The sequence below is a fragment of the Pseudoalteromonas sp. AS84 genome (genome assembly GCF_038900255.1).
Classification (GTDB): Bacteria; Pseudomonadota; Gammaproteobacteria; order Enterobacterales; family Alteromonadaceae; genus Pseudoalteromonas.
This window is the reverse complement of record NZ_JBBMQY010000025.1, coordinates 38,180-55,236: the sequence shown is the minus strand read 5'-3', so window position 1 is coordinate 55,236 and position 17,057 is coordinate 38,180. Positions and strand designations below refer to the sequence as shown.

Annotated in this window: 11 protein-coding genes and 8 tRNA genes; 5 read left to right on the top strand and 14 right to left on the bottom strand. The window is 39.0% G+C overall.

Annotation, left to right across the window (positions count from 1 at the left end; genetic code table 11):
• Positions 1–197: 197 nt before the first annotated feature.
• Positions 198–1,613, top strand: a complete 1,416-nt coding sequence (locus WNY79_RS18655) for a sodium:alanine symporter family protein (protein ID WP_342876586.1) — start codon at positions 198–200, stop codon at positions 1,611–1,613.
• 165 nt (positions 1,614–1,778) lie between these two features.
• Positions 1,779–3,377 carry a BCCT family transporter gene (locus tag WNY79_RS18650; protein ID WP_342876585.1) on the top strand — a complete coding sequence of 533 codons (1,599 nt, stop codon included), beginning with the start codon at positions 1,779–1,781 and terminating at the stop codon, positions 3,375–3,377.
• 543 nt (positions 3,378–3,920) lie between these two features.
• Here the strand turns inward: WNY79_RS18650 and WNY79_RS18645 are convergent.
• The 12 genes from WNY79_RS18645 to WNY79_RS18590 all read right to left on the bottom strand — a co-directional run bounded on the left by WNY79_RS18645 (position 3,921) and on the right by WNY79_RS18590 (position 9,379).
• Positions 3,921–4,007: transfer RNA gene (locus tag WNY79_RS18645), tRNA-Leu, on the bottom strand.
• Positions 4,008–4,045: 38 nt separating this feature from the next.
• Positions 4,046–4,119, bottom strand: a tRNA-Cys gene (locus WNY79_RS18640).
• Positions 4,120–4,138: 19 nt separating this feature from the next.
• A tRNA-Gly gene (locus WNY79_RS18635) sits at positions 4,139–4,214 on the bottom strand.
• A gap of 49 nt (positions 4,215–4,263) precedes the next feature.
• Positions 4,264–4,350: transfer RNA gene (locus WNY79_RS18630), tRNA-Leu, on the bottom strand.
• A gap of 39 nt (positions 4,351–4,389) precedes the next feature.
• Positions 4,390–4,465, bottom strand: a tRNA-Gly gene (locus WNY79_RS18625).
• Between the two features lie 64 nt (positions 4,466–4,529).
• Positions 4,530–4,616, bottom strand: a tRNA-Leu gene (locus WNY79_RS18620).
• 37 nt (positions 4,617–4,653) lie between these two features.
• Positions 4,654–4,727 (bottom strand) — tRNA-Cys (locus tag WNY79_RS18615).
• Positions 4,728–4,759: 32 nt separating this feature from the next.
• A tRNA-Gly gene (locus WNY79_RS18610) sits at positions 4,760–4,835 on the bottom strand.
• Between the two features lie 212 nt (positions 4,836–5,047).
• On the bottom strand, positions 5,048–5,593 hold the full coding sequence (gene pgsA / locus WNY79_RS18605; protein ID WP_032827134.1) for a CDP-diacylglycerol--glycerol-3-phosphate 3-phosphatidyltransferase: 546 nt from the start codon (positions 5,591–5,593) through the stop codon (positions 5,048–5,050).
• A 42-nt stretch (positions 5,594–5,635) separates the two neighbouring features.
• Positions 5,636–7,459, bottom strand: a complete 1,824-nt coding sequence (uvrC, locus tag WNY79_RS18600) for an excinuclease ABC subunit UvrC (RefSeq protein ID WP_024599811.1) — start codon at positions 7,457–7,459, stop codon at positions 5,636–5,638.
• Positions 7,460–7,468: 9 nt separating this feature from the next.
• Positions 7,469–8,119 (bottom strand): UvrY/SirA/GacA family response regulator transcription factor, encoded by a 651-nt coding sequence (gene uvrY, locus WNY79_RS18595; protein WP_007377972.1) that lies wholly within the window; start codon positions 8,117–8,119, stop codon positions 7,469–7,471.
• A gap of 108 nt (positions 8,120–8,227) precedes the next feature.
• On the bottom strand, positions 8,228–9,379 hold the full coding sequence (locus WNY79_RS18590) for a dicarboxylate/amino acid:cation symporter (protein ID WP_024599812.1): 1,152 nt from the start codon (positions 9,377–9,379) through the stop codon (positions 8,228–8,230).
• 362 nt (positions 9,380–9,741) lie between these two features.
• Here WNY79_RS18590 and cysK point away from each other — a divergent pair, with 362 nt between their 5' ends.
• Together cysK and WNY79_RS18580 are read left to right on the top strand one after the other, a co-directional pair.
• Entirely contained in the window at positions 9,742–10,710 is a 969-nt protein-coding gene (gene cysK, locus WNY79_RS18585) for a cysteine synthase A (RefSeq protein WP_342876584.1), read from the top strand.
• Between the two features lie 141 nt (positions 10,711–10,851).
• A complete protein-coding gene (locus WNY79_RS18580) occupies positions 10,852–11,286 on the top strand; it encodes a hypothetical protein (RefSeq protein ID WP_024599814.1) in 435 nt (144 codons plus the stop codon).
• Positions 11,287–11,363: 77 nt separating this feature from the next.
• Here the strand turns inward: WNY79_RS18580 and WNY79_RS18575 are convergent, their stop codons facing one another.
• Positions 11,364–13,640, bottom strand: a complete 2,277-nt coding sequence (locus WNY79_RS18575; RefSeq protein WP_342876583.1) for an acyl-CoA dehydrogenase — start codon at positions 13,638–13,640, stop codon at positions 11,364–11,366.
• A gap of 167 nt (positions 13,641–13,807) precedes the next feature.
• On the opposite strand from WNY79_RS18575, the gene WNY79_RS18570 reads away from it, so the two are divergent.
• Positions 13,808–15,655 carry a M2 family metallopeptidase gene (locus tag WNY79_RS18570; RefSeq protein WP_342876582.1) on the top strand — a complete coding sequence of 616 codons (1,848 nt, stop codon included), beginning with the start codon at positions 13,808–13,810 and terminating at the stop codon, positions 15,653–15,655.
• Positions 15,656–15,722: 67 nt separating this feature from the next.
• Here WNY79_RS18570 and WNY79_RS18565 read toward each other — a convergent pair whose 3' ends face one another.
• Positions 15,723–16,526: a putative porin gene (locus tag WNY79_RS18565; protein WP_076924385.1), complete on the bottom strand. Its 804-nt coding sequence runs from the start codon at positions 16,524–16,526 to the stop codon at positions 15,723–15,725.
• Positions 16,527–17,057 lie beyond the last annotated feature (531 nt).

Below are 17,057 nucleotides of genomic sequence, written 5' to 3'. Positions count from 1 at the left end.
GAGCGGCGAATTTTACGCAAGCGTTATTTACACAAAATAGTAATTAAAATTAAGCCCCAAGCAAGCACACACGATAAACACAAGTTACCCACAAAACCCTGTTGATAACTCTGCTTTTGAACTTTAAAACTAAACACTTTTAACCTGATGTGATAAGTTGCGGTCACTTTTTTAACTCATGTATTTAGGCAGTATCCATGACAGACATAATAAACAGTATAAGTGCCCTTCTATGGGGCCAAGTTCTCGTCTACTTATTAATAGCAGCAGGCCTTTTCTTTACTTTTCGACTAGGCTTTATTCAGTTTGTGCAATTCCCACATATGTTCAAAGTTATGTTTGGCTCTCGTAAATGTGCCGATAACGAAATTTCATCCTTTCAGGCTTTTTGTACTTCGTTAGCTGCCCGCGTTGGTACAGGCAATATGGCTGGTGTTGCTGTTGCCTTATACCTAGGTGGTCCGGGTGCTATTTTTTGGATGTGGCTTATTGCATTAATAGGTATGGCTACAAGCTTTGCTGAAAGTACTTTAGCTCAGGCTTATAAAACAAAGGATGTTGAAGGCAATTTTAGAGGTGGCCCTGCTTATTATATGCAAAACGGTTTAGGTAAACGCTGGATGGGAACTTTATTCTCGCTATGCTTAATTTTAGCCTTTGGTTTGGTATTTAACGCCGTACAGTCAAACTCTATTGCTGCAGCATTTGAAGTAGCGTTTGATGTACCTAAGTATATAGTAGGCATTTGCTTGGTTATTGGCTCTGGTATTATTATTTTTGGTGGTTTGAAAACGATTTCTCGTTTTGCCGAAATGGTTGTGCCATTTATGGCATTAGCTTACTTGTTAGTGGCTCTTTATGTATGTGCTATTAACTTTACTGCACTCCCGGATGTACTCGCCCTTATTATAAAGAGTGCTTTTGGTATTGAACAAGCTGGTGCAGGTGCAATTGGTTATGGTGTTACACAAGCTATGATCCAAGGTATAAAGCGTGGCTTATTCTCAAACGAAGCAGGTATGGGTAGTGCAGCTAATGCCGCAGCTACTGCTACACCTTACCCGCCTCATCCAGCATCACAAGGTTATGTGCAAATGCTAGGTGTATTTATTGATACTATTGTTATTTGTACAGCGACTGCTTCTCTTATTTTACTATCGCAGCAATTAATACCTGAATCTGGTGTTATGGGGATTGAACTTACACAAGCAGCATTACAAGAACATGTCGGCGACTGGGGTACTTACTTTATTGCCATTGCTATATTGTTTTTTGCTTTTACTTCTATTGTGGCTAATTACTCTTACGCTGAAACAAATTTAATGTTTTTAGAGCACAACTCTAATAAAGGTATGTTTATCTTTAGACTTGTTGTTTTAGGTATGGTGATGTTTGGCGCTGTTGGTAAGCTTGGTTTAATTTGGACGCTGGCAGATATATCAATGGGTTTGATGGCTATTGTAAACGTTATAGCGTTATTTATGCTTTCAGGTGTTGTTGTATGGCTTTCTAAAGATTATAACGAGCAACGCAAGAAAGGCCTAATACCTACCTTTGATAAGAGTAAACATCCTAAACTTGCTAAAGAGGTCGATCCCGAGGCCTGGCAGTAAATAATAAACAGCGAGCTACGGCTCGCTTTTTTAGTTCTAAAAATAACAAATATTACGCTTAAACATCTCATTTCTTATAAATAAAAAGTTATATTAATTTTAAAACTATTTTATATTTAATTACGTAGGATATATGAATTAAGTTATCTATAAAAAGGAGGTCCGATGGATGACATAACAAAAAAATACAGTATAGACACTACTGATTACCAAGTTGGGCAAGATAATGTACAAAAGTGGGGATTTGATATCCATAACCCAGTATTTGGCATAAGCGCTTTCTTAGTTATTTTATTTGTAATACTTACCCTAGTTTTTGACCCTACCGTTACCCGTGATGCACTAACCTCGACTAAAGACGCCATAATTAATCAATTTGATAGTTACTTTATGTTACTAGCCAATGCCTTTGTGATATTTTGCGTTATTTTAGCATTTTCTCCTTTGGGTAAAATTCGTTTAGGTGGCGTAAAAGCTCGCCCAGAACATGGCTATATGTCGTGGCTTTCAATGCTGTTTGCAGCAGGAATGGGTATTGGCTTACTGTTTTGGGGGGTTGCTGAGCCAACTGCATATTATACTGGTTGGTATCATATGCCTATGGGCGTTGAGCCAAACTCACCGCAAGCACACTCATTAGCTTTGGGTGCAACCATGTACCACTGGGGTTTACATGGATGGGCGATTTACGCTGTTGTTGGATTAAGCTTGGCTTTTTTTGCATTTAACAAAGGCCTTCCTTTATCTATACGTTCTGTTTTTTATCCATTATTTGGTGATCGTGCCTGGGGGTGGCTTGGTCATATCATCGATATACTCGCTGTACTGTCTACTTTATTTGGTTTAGCTACATCGCTAGGCCTTGGCGCTCAACAAGCTACCAGCGGGATAAATTATCTGTTAGGCACTGATTATGGGACTGCTTTTCAAATATCTGTTATTGGTTTAGTAACGTGTATTGCAATTTTCTCTGTTATTAGAGGTATTGAGGGCGGTGTTAAAGTACTGAGCAATGTTAATTTAATTTGTGCATTTATTTTATTATTAGTTGTTATTGCCCTTACTTTCTCTGATGCAATTACTGCTGTTTGGTTTACCCTTGGGGCGTACGCAGAACACTTTGTACCTTTAAGCAATCCTTTTAATAGACCCGATGAAGATTGGATGCACTCTTGGACTGTGTTTTATTGGGCATGGTGGATATCATGGTCGCCGTTTGTTGGGATGTTTATTGCTAGAGTTTCAAAGGGGCGCACTGTACGCGAGTTTTTACTCGTCGTCATTGGCCTACCAACGCTTCTTAGTTTGGTTTGGATGGGCGTATTCGGAAATATGGCAATTACACAAGTTATAGATAAAGTTGGCCCACTTGGACAAAGTGGTTTAACTGATATCTCAGTGACTTTATTTCAGGTATACGAGCAGTTACCACTTTCTAGTTTTATTTCTATTATTTCTATAGCACTCGTGTTGGTATTTTTTATAACGTCATCTGATTCAGGATCGCTTGTAATAGATGGTATAACTGCGGGCGGTAAAATAGATGCACCAGTGCCACAACGTATATTTTGGGCTACAGTCGAAGGCGTGATTGCAGCAGTATTGCTTTGGGTTGGTGGCTCGCAAGCATTGCAAGCGCTTCAGTCGGGCGTAGTTACTACAGCTTTGCCGTTTTCAATAGTACTTATTTTAATGTGTATTGCGCTTATTCAAGGCTTGTTGAGCGAGTATCCAATTTACAAAGCTCAGAGTAAACTGCAATAACAATTTATCCTTTATAAGCGATCCTCAAGGGTCGCTTATAAAACATTAGCAATTCGTCTAACTAAGTACTAAACGCATTTCTTATACTCCTATATTAAATTTATTTTAGACACCGCACTTCAATTACATTCATTAATGCCACCCCTCGTTAAAACTTAGCTATTTTTAGAGAGCAAACCTTACGTTAGCAGAGTTAAAAGCATTTGATTTACTAAAACATAGGTGCAGGAGTAATTGCCAAGAAAATTGAATAGCCAGCGTTCCGATTTTTTCTTTGTTATTAACAGGTGCTCTTATTCACAACTAATTATACCAATTCAGTTAATTTAACCAGATTGGATAAAAGCATTAACGGTTAAATACAAACTGGCAGCTTTATAAATGTATGATGATGAAACTTTAAGATATTAAAAAAATAGATATTAAAGGTAAGTAGGTATTAAAAATAAGATTGGGAATCTAAATAAGGATAATTTTTGAATATTTTAAAAATAGAAGTGATTTAGAATTTAAATGAATTTTATCTGAGGATTTTAGTAAAGATGGTGCCCGAGGCCGGACTTGAACCGGCACGACTTGTTAGTCGAGGGATTTTAAATCCCTTGTGTCTACCAATTCCACCACTCGGGCATCGAGTTTGCTAATTAAAGCGTGTGGAGTAAATTATATGGAGGCGGAACCCGGAGTCGAACCGAGGTAAACGGATTTGCAATCCGGTGCATGGCCACTCTGCCATTCCGCCTAAATGTATCCAAATAATTTGGAGCGGTACACGAGGCTCGAACTCGTGACCTCGACCTTGGCAAGGTCGCGCTCTACCAACTGAGCTAGTACCGCAAAATACTGTTTTATTAACTTTAAATTATCTTGGTAAAATAATTTAAAGTGGTGCCCGAGGCCGGACTTGAACCGGCACGACTTGTTAGTCGAGGGATTTTAAATCCCTTGTGTCTACCAATTCCACCACTCGGGCATCGAGTTTGCTATTAAAAGCAAGTGGATAAAACTAATATGGAGCGGTACACGAGGCTCGAACTCGTGACCTCGACCTTGGCAAGGTCGCGCTCTACCAACTGAGCTAGTACCGCATCATATTAATTCTAAATTAATCATTTTATAAATTACACTTGGTAATGCAATTAAACCACATAGTGGTGCCCGAGGCCGGACTTGAACCGGCACGACTTGTTAGTCGAGGGATTTTAAATCCCTTGTGTCTACCAATTCCACCACTCGGGCATCGAGTTTGCTAATTAAAGCGTGTGGAGTGTTGAAATGGAGGCGGAACCCGGAGTCGAACCGAGGTAAACGGATTTGCAATCCGGTGCATGGCCACTCTGCCATTCCGCCCCAACATTGGGGTAATAACCTTAAGATAAACTTGGAGCGGTACACGAGGCTCGAACTCGTGACCTCGACCTTGGCAAGGTCGCGCTCTACCAACTGAGCTAGTACCGCATTTTATTTATCAGCTATTTGAATTAACACATGATGATTTATGTGAACATTCAGGTAACTGATTAATTACCGTTTTGTTTATCTCGGGGGCTATGCCCTCTCAACACGGACGCATTCTACAGAGATTATTAAACGCGTCAATACAAAAAATGCTAGTTTTGAACTGTTTGCTTGTTTTTTATCTAAAACGGTGCGTTATTATACATTTAGAGTTAATTTTTAGTCAATTCACCCCATGCTGCACGTAAATATTGCATCATAGAACTCAAGGTTAAAAAGGTCGCAATGTACAGTAATCCAAAACTTAAATAGTTCATCCACGTATCATATTGCCAAATCAAACCGATAATGGCTAACATTTGTGCAGCCGTCTTTATTTTACCCATGTTTGAAACAGCCACGTTACCGCGCTTGCCCTGCTCTGCCATCCATTCGCGAAGTGCAGATATAATAATTTCACGGCTTATAATAATAAGAGCTGGTATTGTCATATACATTGACTGGTACTGATCAGATAACGCTACAAGTGCAGCACATACCATTACTTTGTCAGCAACAGGATCTAAAAAAGCACCAAAAGGAGTTGATTGCTCAAGCTTTCTTGCTAAATAACCGTCTAGTATATCGGTAATCGATGCAAGCCAAAAAATAAAGGCGGCAGCAAAAAATGCCCAGCTATAAGGCAAATAAAATATCACCAAAAAAACGGGGATAAGAAAAAGTCTAAATGTTGTAAGTGTGTTTGGAATATTCCACATAACTACTTGGATATGTCTTTTTGGCTATATTCGCATGAAGGGCTAGCCCTTGTCATGCAAATGGTTAAATATCTTCTCAGCCATGTCAGGGCTGATCCCAGGAACTTTCTTTAACTGTTCTATATTAGCAGCTTTTACACCTTGCATGCCCCCTAAATATTTTAATAATGTTTGGCGACGCTTAGAACCTACTCCATTTATTTCTTCTAATAGTGATTGTGTTCGTTGTTTTTGTCGTTTATTACGATGCCCAGCAATTGCAAAACGGTGAGACTCATCACGAATATGCTGAATCAAATGAAGCGCAGGTGCATCTGAATCCATCGGAATGGTTTTGCGTCCACCGTCAATCAATAGTGTTTCAAGCCCGGGTTTGCGACTCGTTCCTTTTGCAACACCTACTAATAAAGGCATTTTTGTGTGCGGCCAATTAGAAAAATACTGCTCAGCGCGCCCTAACTGCCCCTTACCACCATCAATAAAGATAACGTCTGGAATTTTGTCTTCGTCTACTAACTTGTTATAGCGTTTGTTAAGTGCAAATTCCATTGCAGCATAATCATCGCCACCAGTTATACCTGTTACGTTGTAGCGCCTATACTCTTTTGTATTTGGGCCTTGTGAGTCAAATACAACACAACTTGCAACGGTGTTCTCCCCCATGGTGTGGCTTATATCAAAACACTCCATTCGGGTAATATCGTCAAGTCGCAGTGTTGCTTTTAATTGTGCATAACGTTTATTAATAGAGTCTTGGGTACTTTGTTTAACCGCAATACTGTTTAATGCATTTTTATTTGCGAGTTGTAGGTATTGCGCACGCTCACCCCGAGTGACAACTTTAAGAGTTACTTTACGTTCACTTATTTGTGAGAGTGCTTCGCCGAGCGCCGCGCTTTCTTCTATTTCAAACGGTAATATGATTTCTTTTGCAATACGCCCAGTTGCTCCTGGCGCTAAATAATATTGTCCTAAAAATGAGGTCAATATTTCTTGTTCACTCGAATCTTTAGGTACTTTTGGAAAATAGGTTTTACTACCCAGCACTTTATGATCGCGGATCATTAATAAATGAATACCGTTTAACCCGTTTAAATGCGCAAAACCGACAACATCCATTTCTGCAAAGTTACCAGAAATAGACTGTTGCTCCTGCATTTTACGAAGTAGCATTATTTGGTCGCGAACTTTTGCCGCTAATTCAAAGTTTAGCTGCAGGCTGGCTGCTTCCATTTTTTTTATTAAATCAGCAATAACTTCGTGAGATTTACCTGTTAAAAATTTACGAACATAATCAACCTGCTCGCTGTAATCATCATCCGTTACTTTATTTACACATGGAGCTGAGCAACGTTTAAGTTGATATTGCAGACACGGGCGACTTCTTGCGCGGTAATAAGCATCTTCACATTGACGAACAGGAAATATTTTTTGCATTAAGCGCAAGCTTTCAGATACCGCTCCTGCGCTTGGGAAAGGCCCAAAGTACTCGCCTTTAATTTTACGACTGCCACGATGAAACGCTAAACGTGGGTGTTTATGGCTAGTTAGTAAAATATAGGGGTACGACTTATCGTCGCGCAATAATATGTTGTAGCGAGGCTGATATTTTTTTATTAGGTTATTTTCAAGCAGCAGCGCTTCGGTTTCAGTATTGGTGAGAGTGACTTCAATGTCACTAATATTACTCACTAAAACGCGTGTTTTGCTATCGGTAATATTACTTCTAAAGTAACTGCTAACACGCTTTTTTAGATGCTTAGCTTTACCAACATAAATAACTTGGCTGTCACTATCAAGCATTCGGTATACACCCGGCTCGCTTGATAGCGTTTTGAGAAAATGTACGTGATCAAATTCAGACATAAATTATAGTTAGTACGAAACGTCTATATCAATCATTTTATGACGAATAGCTAAATGGGTAAGCTCAACATCGCCACCTACATTTAACTTTTCAAACATACGGTAGCGATAGCTATTTACTGTTTTAGAGCTTAGATTTAAACGCTCTGCTATATCTTGTGCTTTTTCACCTTTGGTGATCATAAGCATAATTTGCAGCTCTCGCTCAGATAAACTCTGAAAAGGGTTTTCATCTGTGCGCCCTGTTACTTGTGCAAGCGCTATCTGCTGTGCAATTTCAGGGGCAATATAACGCTGACCAGCATGAACGCAACGAATAGCACGAACCATTTCGTCAGAGCCTGCACCTTTAGTTAAAAAGCCATGAGCGCCAATTTGCATTACCTTGCTCGGAAACGGATCTTCACAATTAACAGTAAGCACAATAATTTTTACATCTGGGCAGTAACGACAAATCTTTTTAGTCGCTTCTAATCCGCCCATGCCTGGCATATTCATATCCATTAATACTATGTTTGGCGCATGCTGACGACAAAACTGTACAGCCTCTTCGCCAGTTTTAGCTTCGCCAATTACTTTAAACCCTCGTACGTCATCAAGAATACGCTTGATTCCTGTTCGTACAAGTTCATGGTCATCAACTAAAAGTACATTAATCAATGGAACATCCTCACTTACCTAACAACATGCAATTTAATTAAATTAATTTGCCACAGTAACATACATAAAGCGAAACAATAATTAATATTATTGCCTCACTCTAATAGTTTAAGCTGACGATTTTTCGCTAAATCTGTCAACCCATAACGCAATGATACCATCACCCGTTACATTACACGCAGTACCAAAGCTATCTTGTGCTAAATAAAGTGCAATCATTAATGCTACAGCACCTTCATTAAACCCAAGCATGCTTGTTAATAAACCAAGCGCCGACATGACTGCACCACCTGGAGCACCTGGAGCTGCAATCATTACTACACCTAACATCATAATAAATGGCAGCATACCCATTAATGAAGGAACTTCCATGCTTGGCGATAAAAACATAACAGCCATTGCACAGGTTACTATTGTTATAGTTGAGCCAGATAAGTGAATAGTCGCGCAAAGCGGCACAGTAAAATTAGCTACATCTTCTTTAACATTATTTGCCTTACTTGATTGTAGCGATACTGGAATCGTTGCTGCACTCGACATAGTACCTAACGCAGTAAAGTAAGCTGGGAGCATATTTTTAACTAATTCGATTGGATTACGTTTTAACAATATACCTGTCGCTATATATAAAACGCTTAACCATAACCAATGCATAACAAGCGCAGCAACTAGTACTACACCAAATGTTTGCAATGTATCAACCACAGTGCCCGCTACCGTCATTTCGGCAAATACGCCAGCAATGTAAAATGGTAAAGCAGGTATAATTACTTTTGATAATAACCCGTCAATTACATCTCGCCCCTGATCAGACACCTTTTTAAGTGTATCAAGTTCTAATTGGCTCATGCCTATACCAAATACAAAAGCAGTCACTAATGCGGTCATTACACCCATCAGAGGTGGAATTTCTAAATCAATAAAACTACCAATTTCAGTTGCAACTTCAGCTTCAAAAGTAATGCCACCACTTAAAAAAGGTATAACAGCACTTACTAATAAAAATGCAAGCGTACCTGCAATAATGGTAGAGCTGTAAGCAAACCCGACTGTTTTACCAAGTAAGTGACCAGACCCTTTTGGTAGGCCAGCAATACCCGATGCAATAAAAAACAAAATGATAAGAGGGATGGTAAAGGAGATAATTTGACCAATCAGCTCTTTTACTGTAAATAAAAGTTCAACACCAGTTATAGGTACATATAGTCCGACTAAGATACCGGCCACAATACCGGCAATTAATTTTAAGATTAACTTCATTGTGATTGCTTAATTGAATTTAGATACGTGTTTTTATCATGTTTTAGACGCATTGTGTGATAAAACTATTCAAGTTACATTTATATGCACAAATAACGAACAAATGCAGCTTAATCTAGAGCTCTTTTGAACATTTTTTGACTAAACGAGTTTTTACTCTTTAAATCTCAAATTAAGCCCGCACCTACAATAACTAAAGCACCGTTAATAATTGATTTTTATTTCGACTGGTTATAAGCCCAATAAATATATGTTATAGCCAAACTTTACTTTAGTTTTTTTAAACTCACAGTAAAGTGTGTATGTATAGTTAGTAGCAAAGGCTATTAGCACGTTGATCAGATTGTATCCAAAGGAACATTATGTCTACTATTTTTGAAGATAACTCACTAACTATTGGTAATACGCCGCTAGTAAAACTTAATCGTGTTACGGGTGGGAATGTATACGCTAAAGTTGAATCTCGTAATCCAAGCTTTAGTATCAAATGCCGTATTGGTGCATCAATGATTTGGGAAGCTGAAAAGTCAGGTCAGCTTGTTGAAGGTAAAGAACTTATTGAGCCAACATCAGGTAACACTGGTATTGCACTTGCATTTGTTGCAGCTGCTCGTGGTTACAAGTTAACACTTACTATGCCAAACACTATGAGCCTAGAACGTCGCAAGCTATTAAAAGCACTAGGTGCAAACCTAGTACTTACCGACGGTGCTAAAGGTATGAATGGCGCAATTGAAAAAGCAAAAGAAATTCAAGCAACCGCACCTGATAAATATATTTTATTACAACAATTCGAAAACCCTGCAAATCCTAAAGTTCACTTTGAAACAACAGGCCCAGAAATTTACGATGCACTTGACGGCAAAGTAGACTTTTTTGTAGCCGGTGTAGGTACGGGTGGTACTATTACAGGTGTTAGCCGTTACCTTAAAACAGAAAAAGGTCTAAACGTTAAATCTATTGCTGTTGAACCAACTAACTCTCCAGTCATTAGCCAAACGCTTGCCGGTGAAGAAATTAAACCAGGCCCTCATAAAATCCAAGGCATTGGTGCAGGCTTTATCCCTGGTAACTTAGATATGGACTTAATTGATGCAGCTGAGCTTGTATCTAACGAAGATGCAATTGCAATGGCGCATCAGTTAATGAAAAAAGAAGGTATTTTAGTCGGTATTTCGTCAGGTGCAGCGGTTGTTGCAGCTAAGCGAATTGCTGAAAAACCTGAAAACGCAGATAAAAATATTGTTGTTATCCTACCTAGTGCAACTGAGCGTTACTTATCAAGCCCAATGTTTGATGAAGAGTTTAGTGAGCAAGAGCTAGTGCAATAAGCAATTCTAAAATTTTAAAAGGATGCTTTAGGCATCCTTTTTTATTATTTATTATCCAATTTTCTATTTATTGCCCGCCATACCTTTACATCTTCATAGATAAACCACACACTTTAAAAAAACTAATTAATAATAATTAATATGAAAAAAATCACGAGTTTATTAAGTTTGGTTCTCTGTTTATTTTTATCGGCCTGCGGTGACGATACCAAAACACTTGGCGACACTCCTGGCGATACAGCAACCGCTTATTTTGATGCGCTTTATAACCAGCAAGACCTTCAAAAAGCCAGCACCATGGCAACACCCAACCTTACACGCATAATGAAATCCTACGGTACTGCTAAACAGTTTTCCCGTAACTTAGTAAATATGCAATACGATGAAGTAACCATTGAAGTTGATATGACCAATATGAGCGTCCGTGAGCAATACGGTGATAATGCCAAAATAAACCTTATTTTTACCGGCTATTTAAATGGTGATAAAATTGACGAAATGCGCAGCGTAAAAATGCTTCGTAAAAAGGGGAAATGGTACATAGATAAAATTGTTGCCGACCCTTACGCTCGTTAAAAGAAATGAATTACACATAAAAAGGCCTTACATTTGTAAGGCCTTTTTACGTTTTAGTTAGTAAGTAAAGTACTACCCTACAATTCACCTGGTTGAAAGTTATCAACCGCGATGGCTTGCTTTCGTAACTTATTAGCATGATGCATTGCATCTGCATCTGTTTGCTCTAACAACTTATTTTCAAGTGCATAATTTATAGCACCTTCAATATCGAGCGTTGCAGGCACTTTGCCTTTGCGCTGCCATTGTTTTAAATCTTTAAACTGCGCTTGCATGTCGTGCATTGCTAAAAATGCATTTTCCATTACGCCTGTACCTGCATTTTCATCTACATAACATAAGTGTGTTAAGCGGTTTCTAAATACACCCGGTTGAGTCATACGCTCACAAATACTTTGTGCTACTTCATCACTTGGTCTGTGGTAATGATTTCCAAGCGGGAACACGATACGTTTAAGGATAAAATTAACAACCGGATTTGAAAAGTTTTTAAAGAAGCCATTAAACGCTTGGCCAATTTCAAATAATGAGTTCTCAATTGCATATTTTACGAATGGTAAATCAGCTTGTTGGCGCCCTTCGTCTTCATAACGTTTTAAAACAGTTGATGCTAAGTACAAATGACTTAATACATCACCCAAACGTGCCGATATCATTTCTTTACGTTTAAGTTCACCGCCAAGCATTAACATAGCCACGTCTGTGCAAATAGCTAAGCCTCGGCTCATCCTACTCAATTGTTTATAATAAACAGCCGTTTCACCACCTACAGGGGCTTTAGCAAAACAACTACGTGTCAAGCCATGCACAAATGCCATGCCTGCATTACTTGCTGCAAATATTATATGGTTCATTAATAAACCATCAAATTGTTCAAGTGCTGCGTCGTCATCTTCCATTGCAGCGGCTTCCATTTCTTTTAAAACAAATGGATGACAGCGTGTTGCACCTTGGCCAAATATCATTAAGTTACGTGTTAAAATATTTGCGCCTTCAACCGTAATTGATACTGGAATACCCATATAGCCATGCGCCAAATAGTTATTAGGCCCTACTTGAATTCCTTTACCTGAATGAATATCCATTGCATCGTTCATTACCGTACGACCCATTTCAGTCATATGGTATTTAGCAATCGCTGTTACAACCGACGGGCTTAATTTTAAATCAATCGCACCTGCGGTCATTAATCGGCACGACTCAAGTGTGTAAGTTAAACCACCAATACGTGCAAGTGCCTCTTGCACACCTTCAAACTGCCCTATAGATACACCAAACTGCTGGCGTACCATGGCGTATGCCGATGTCATTTTTGAAGCTAAATGTCCAGTTGCTGCACTCAATGCTGGTAGTGATATACCACGCCCTGCACTTAAACACTCAACAAGCATTCTCCAGCCACGCCCTGCACACTCTTGTCCACCAATGATCCAATCCAGTGGTATAAATACATCTTTACCGTAAGTGGTACCATTCATGAAGGCCATATTAAGTGGATAATGACGCTCACCCGTTTCGACACCCGGATGATCGGTTGGTATAAGCGCACACGTTATGCCTAGCTCTTTTTTATCACCTAATAAAGCGTCTGGATCATACATTTTAAATGCTAAGCCGAGTACAGTAGCAACGGGTGCAAGCGTAATGTAACGCTTTGACCAATTTAAACGCAGGCCCATTACTTGCTCGCCATTGTGCTCACCCATACACACCACACCGGAATCAGGAATGCTGCCAGCATCAGAGCCCGCCTCTGGTCCCGTTAATGCAAAACAAGGAACATCTGTACCATTTGCTAAACTTGGCAGCCAACGATCTTGCTGCTCTTTAGTACCATAGTGAAGAAGTAACTCACCTGGACCTAAGCTATTAGGCACCATAACAGTGACTGCGGCTGTTAAGCTTTTAGTCGAAATTTTTGACACTATCGTTGAATTAGCAATTGCCGAGAACTCACGACCGCCAAATTTTTCAGGAATGATCAGCGCAAAAAAACCTTCTGTTTTTAGGTAATCCCACACTTCTTTTGGTAAGTCTTTGTCTTTTTGTACAATTTGATAATCATCAAGCATCGCCAATAAGGTTTCTACTTGGTTAGCCATAAATGCGTTTTCTTTATCGCTAAGCTCTGGTTTAGGAAAGCGGTGCAGTTTTTGCCAATCTGGGTTCCCACTAAATAACTCACCATCCCACCAAACATCACCTGCTTCCATCGCCTCTCGCTCTGTTTGCGATAATGGCGGAAGCACCTTTTTGAACATTTTAAACGTAGGACGACTAATCAAGTTTAGGCGAATATCTTTAACCGCAAAAATAACCACCACCACGACCAGCAATATTATAAATATTAACATGCGCACATTCCTTACACATTGAATGAAAATAGTAACTTAATTATGACCCATCTTAATTTAAATACAATCATTGCACGACGAGTCGTGAGCCTTAACGCATCCATTTTATTGTTTTAAACATCACTGCTATTATCAACGTTTTAATAACAATAAATTAAAGGAATAGCATGACCCCCTTTCGATTTAAATTAAGTCTGAGCGCCTTAATGGTAGCAAGTACTCTTGCTTTAACGGCCTGCGATGCAGAAGTAACGATAGACACTACTGATTCAGCACACACTAAAAAAGCTGTAACAGCTAAAGGTGCAAAAACATTTATAACAAACACAGAAAAAGAACTAAGTGCACTTTATTTAGAATCGAGCCGTGCAGAATGGATTTACGCAAACTTTATTACTCATGATACGTCGGCTCTATCGGCTGAAGTTAACCGTAAAATGACCGAAACAGTCGTGCGTTTAGCCAATGAAGCTGCAAAATACGACGAACTAGAGCTTGATTACGATGCTCGCCGTAAACTTGATAAACTAAAACTAGCACTTACACTCCCTGCCCCACAAGACGCTGATAAAACAGCGAAACTTTCACAAATTGTCGCAGAGCTTGGCGGGCTATACGGTAAGGGTAAATACTGTAAAGAAGACGGCAGCTGTTTAAGCCTTGGCGACATGACTTCAAAAATGGCCACCAGCCGAGATTACAACGAACTACTTGATTTATGGCAAGGCTGGCGTCAAATATCAAAACCAATGCGCTCACTTTACGAGCAACAAGTAGTACTAACCAACGAAGGTGCAAAGGAGCTTGGTTATGCCGATACGGGCGCTATGTGGCGCAGTAAATACGATATGCCTGCTGATGACTTCACCACCGAGCTTGACCGTATTTGGGGCCAAGTTAAACCGCTTTATAACTCGCTACACTGCCATGTTCGCGCAAAGTTAGGTGAAAAGTACGGCACCGACAAAGTACCTCAAGATCAGCCAATACCAGCGCACTTACTTGGTAATATGTGGGCGCAAGCATGGGGTAATATTTACGATGTAGTTGCACCAGAAAACGCCGATCCGGGTTACGACGTAACCGAGTTATTAGCTCAAAATAATTACGACGAACTTAAAATGGTAAAAGGGGCTGAAAACTTTTTTACCTCAATGGGTTTTGACGCACTACCAGAGACATTTTACGAGCGTTCACTGTTTGTTAAACCAAAAGACAGAGATGTGCAGTGTCATGCATCAGCATGGAATATCGATAGCAAAGACGATTTACGCATTAAAATGTGTATTCAGCGCACAGGCGAAGAGTTTTCAGTTATTCACCATGAATTAGGTCATAACTTTTATCAGCGCGCTTATAATAAACAGCCTTTATTTTATCAAGAAAGTGCAAACGATGGTTTTCATGAAGCCATTGGAGACACCATTGCCTTATCGGTTACACCGGGTTACTTAAAAGAAATCGGCTTACTTGAACAAGTTCCTGATGAATCTAAAGATATTGGTTTATTAATGAAAATGGCACTTGATAAAGTCGCCTTTGTGCCGTTTAGCTTAATGGTTGATCAGTGGCGCTGGCAGGTATTTTCAGGTGAAGTAGCTCCGGAAAATTACAATAAAGCATGGTGGGAACTACGTGAAAAATACCAAGGAGTGCAAGCTCCTATCGCACGTAGCGAAAATGATTTTGATCCGGGTGCTAAGTACCACGTACCGGGCAACACGCCTTATACTCGTTACTTTTTAGCGCATATTTTACAATTTGAGTTTCATCGCAGCTTATGTGAAATTGCCGGTAACGATAAAGCCATTCATCGCTGCTCTATTTATAACTCAAAAGAAGCAGGGGATAAGCTAAACGCTATGCTTGAAATGGGTTCGTCTCGCCCTTGGCAAGAAGCGCTTGAAACTGTAACAGGTAAGCCGCAAATGGATGCAACAGCAATGCTCGATTACTTTGCACCATTACAAACTTATTTAGATAAACAAAACGAAGGCCGCAACTGCGGCTGGTAAATAGCGCTGAACAAAAAGCCCGCTCAAATGAGCGGGCTTTTTATTCATATTCTAATTTTCTGTTAAATTAGAACTGTAAGCTTACATTTGCAAAGTAGGCATCATAATCAGAATCATCCCAGTTATTGCCGTAACCTGCTTCTAAACCAACATTGTTGTTGAAAAAGTGTTGAGCACCAAGAGTGTAATCATCATTTTTATTAACTGTAACAAAAACTGATGTTGCTTTGCTGAAATAGTAGTTAGATGCTAATTCCCAGTTACTTGAATCGCCATCAACATCTTCAAATTTACCTTCAACAGTCAAGTAGTTACCTTGCTGTAAATCAACAAAGTACTTAGCTGCTACTGCACGGTAATCAAACTCATCATCTGCTGTTACTGTAAAGCCGATATAATCAGTGCTGTTTAACTGGTGGTTATACGCTAAGTCAAACACAAATTGATTGTCAGCATCTTCTACATCAACAAACGTTGCTTTTAATACAAGGTTTGGGTTAAAGAAGTAACCCGCTGAAAGTTCAATTACATCCGTGCTTGAGCCAAAATCACTATCGAAATTATTGTACTGTGCACCTAATACAAAATCTTCTACAAAATACTCACCGCCAACGCTAGTAACATCTACAAAATCATTATCACTGTATGCACCATAAACATTTGTTTGCTTATTGATGTATTCAAATTGATCGTAAGGACCTAAAGTCGCTTTTGGAGAAAAATAATACGTTGAGTCAACACTTAATGTGTCATCACCATCTACGTCCACATATCCTACATGGCTAATTGATTGGTAAGTATCTGCGGCTATTGCAGTGGTTGCAGCGCTTGATAATAAAATGCTCGAAATGATAACGGCTAATTTTTTCATTTTAAATTCCCTATAAATATTACTTTAATGCCTCAGCTGTCTAGCCAAAGTCGGGGCGCATCCTAACGCCAGAAAAATGAACAAAAACTGAACGAAAGGTCAAATTAAAACCAATGGAGTTGTAATAATTTACATGCAAATGTAAATACAAAGTATCCATTAAATCTACAAGACAATATCATGTCATCATTTAAATTCAAAAAGTAACAAATACGGTACAAACTGTCGCTAAATCGAACACAACTGAATTATTCGATAAACCTCATCAATATAATTTCCTCTCACTAATTTTTTTAATTTCTCAAAAAAAATTACTCTGTTTAATTCATTTTTTCTGTATTTATAATGAAAAATAGGTTTGTATCAGTGCATATTTTTATCTGTTTTTTCCAATAACTATTGTTTACTAGCAAAAACAACTCCAATTCTTACTATTTTATAGCTATTATCATCGACTGCACTTAATGGCTTTAATAACAATTTAGCCATTCATGGCGACTCTATTTATAACTTAAAGGAGTTATTTAGATG